Genomic DNA, 2,862 nt, shown 5'->3' with positions numbered 1-2,862 from the left:
CATCAATGGCTACGTCGTTTCGGAAAACGCGAGAATGCCTGCCTTCTTGCGCAGGTCACGATTGAGCAATCACATCACCGATTGCTTGAAATGTTTAACGACGCACAAGAATTCCAAAAAAAGCCGTTCAGTCTGTATCAAGGCGATTGCCTTGAACTCATGAAGTCGATCCCAGATGCAAGCGTTGACATGGTCCTTTGTGATTTGCCATATGGCACCACTGCTTGTAAGTGGGATGTCGTAATACCGTTCGATAAACTGTGGGAGCAATACCGGCGCGTGGTGAAGCCTAACGCCGCTATTGTGCTGTTCGGATCGGAACCATTTTCAAGCCACATGCGGCTTAGTAATTTGCGAGCCTATCGCTATGATTGGACATGGGACAAGGTGACAGCTCGCGGGCATCTGGTTGCAAAAAAACGGCCCATGCAGCAAACGGAATGCGTAAGCGTTTTTAGTGAGCAGCCGCACAGGTATTTCCCGATCATGATTCCCCGCCCGGCAGACAAGATTGAGCGACGCGGCAAGACGGAATACGCCAGAACGGAAATTATGGGCGGCATGCAGAGGGCGGTGAGCACAGACAAGGTTTACGACACTTGGTATCCGAAGACGCTTTTGAAATTTTCAAACGCCGGAAGTTCTGTGAAGTCTGTCCACCCAACTCAGAAGCCGGTGGGGCTTTGCGAGTACCTAATTCGCACCTATACCAACGAAGGTGAAACGGTGCTGGACAACTGCATGGGAAGCGGCACGACCGGCGTTGCGTGCGCGAACACGGGGCGGAAGTTCATCGGCATGGAGCAGGACGCAGGCTATTTCAAGATCGCCAGCGAGCGGATCGAGCAGGCGTTCCAGAAGGGTGTCGAGCAGGTGCTTGAGAGGCGTGGCGAGTCTGCCGACCTGTTTGCTGGTACGCTGGCGTGATGACGAAACTTGACATCGCGGTTGGCATCGTTGGCGCGGTGGCCTCGCTTGGGGCTGCTGTGTTCTGGCTTTGGTCCGCGCTGATCCAAGTGCCGAACAACATCGACACCTTCATCGGAGAGTTGCAGCGTATCGGGCGTATGAATGGGCGAGGCGCGATATGCGCTTGTGTGGCTGCGGCGTGCGCGTCCTATGCGTTCCTTAGAAGCATCGGGTGGGTCTGATGGTCTAGCAGTATCCGGCAACTACAGGCAGAAACGGGCAATTTTTTAACGTGGTATTTCGCGTGGCATCGGAAAAAGTGACCTGTATAAAAATCATTAAAATCAAAGTGTTACAAGGCTCATTGATGAGTGAGTGGGAGTGATCTAGACTGCTCCCAAGTCGTTCCGGGAGTTCCGGTTTTCCCTGTTTTTCCGTTTAAAAACAGGGGGTTATTGTCTGTCGAGATCCTCGGCGATCCGCGCAATGCCACGTGGAAATGTCGGTACTGTTGGCGGTACCGATGTTTCCTCCTCGGACGGTCCTGTCCGATACCGTCACGCTGGGTTGACGGTATCGGCCGACGGTATACGTTCGAGGAGGTTTTTATGCTCACTGACACGCAGCTGCGTGCCCTCAAGCCGGCTGAGAAAATTTATAAGATCGCCGATCAGCGCGGACTATATGGGGAGCCGGCTGCAGCGGCTGACACTGAAGTGCTGGGTGTTCGACGCTCCTCTCAAGCGTGCTGACTCCTTAGCGCTCAAAGTGCCTCAGATGATCTCCTGGGGTTGCCTATCGTCGAAGTCGATCAATCAAACGTTGTAGCGCTTCGACGATCGCTCGATCGGTCTTTCCATTGTTTCGGACGTCGTTCAGCCACGGACTGTCGAGGGAGAGGCGCCTACGATAAGCTTGTATGAACATGGCCGGGGTCCATGAGTTCAGGAATGTTCACTTTTACGGTTCACGCTGGAGAAGTGAAGCACAATTTCCCTGGTGCCTCCATTATCGGCTTCGCGCAATTGAGCCAGGGCATTTTTTTGAACCGGAGAGAGCGCCTGCGGAAAGGTCACCTGTCAACAATAACAGCTACATTTTTACCTTCGTATCGAGTGGAATACGAACAAGAGTTGCTCGCCGTTCCGTTATAAGAATCATTCGATCTGAAGCTGGTGGCAATCCTACACTGGGGGATATATGGGGCGAGAATATCCAGCGCCAACGATTCGAGGGGCAATACATCAACCCTGGCTCCCGTTGTTTATACCGGTCGAATGTGGGGTTGGCGCCGCCATCGCATACCAAAGCGAGCGATGGACAGAAAATCCACATCGTGAGCACGTCTACGACGCAAACCCGAACTCGATATTATCGGATTTTCGCGTTCACCCTCTATCCGTTGCGTACTTCAACACGTTGGCCGGACACGCGACTAATGACGGCCCTGCATTGACTGATTTTGGTTCGGATACGAAATGCGGCAGATGAAGTCGCAGTCGAAGGCGACGGCGGTTTCACCTGCTATCACCAAAGGAGGGGATATGTTCGATTTGCCGATCGGGCTACGTACCCGTTTGACCCGTGCAACTCTGTTGACTGCCGGTATGATGTTTTGGGCAGCAATTCCCAGAATTGGAGCATGTGCGTGTCCAGGAGCGACGAACGACGGGATTCCGATCGTCTCGGGCTTTCCCGCCGACATCCCGGGGGGCGCATCCTGTGCAACGCTGACGGATGCGGCGCAATTCGCCTGGAAGGAATTTATCGCCTTGAACTGGCCAGCGGTGGCTCGTATCGACAATGCTCAGCCACGTGATACGGCAGACCCTTCCCAGCTATTCGGCAACCCCGGGTTTACCGGACCGCTTGTATGGCACACCTTTCGCGGGAAGGTTGAAATCTTCCCGGGTCAAGGCGAGCCTCCGGGGTATAACGCGAATGAATCGGACG

Annotated in this window: 4 protein-coding genes; 3 read left to right on the top strand and 1 reads right to left on the bottom strand. The window is 54.0% G+C overall.

Annotated elements, in window-relative coordinates; all coding sequences use genetic code 11:
- A partial coding sequence (locus ACWF6P_RS31715) for a DNA-methyltransferase (RefSeq protein ID WP_452623691.1) occupies positions 1-927 on the top strand: 927 nt, incomplete at its 5' end.
- A complete protein-coding gene (locus ACWF6P_RS31710) occupies positions 927-1,151 on the top strand; it encodes a hypothetical protein (RefSeq protein ID WP_376498674.1) in 225 nt (74 codons plus the stop codon). The genes ACWF6P_RS31715 and ACWF6P_RS31710, both read left to right, overlap by 1 nt.
- 702 nt (positions 1,152-1,853) lie before the next feature.
- Here ACWF6P_RS31710 and ACWF6P_RS31705 read toward each other — a convergent pair.
- Positions 1,854-1,985 (bottom strand): hypothetical protein, encoded by a 132-nt coding sequence (locus ACWF6P_RS31705; protein ID WP_376498673.1) that lies wholly within the window; start codon positions 1,983-1,985, stop codon positions 1,854-1,856.
- 402 nt (positions 1,986-2,387) lie between these two features.
- On the opposite strand from ACWF6P_RS31705, the gene ACWF6P_RS31700 reads away from it, so the two are divergent.
- Positions 2,388-2,862: hypothetical protein (locus ACWF6P_RS31700; RefSeq protein ID WP_452623690.1), on the top strand; the 475-nt coding region annotated here is incomplete at its 3' end.

The organism is Rhodococcus sp. NPDC055024 (assembly GCF_053608585.1).
Note: the sequence above shows the minus strand (reverse complement) of the source record. Positions and strands in the feature narration are given on the sequence as shown.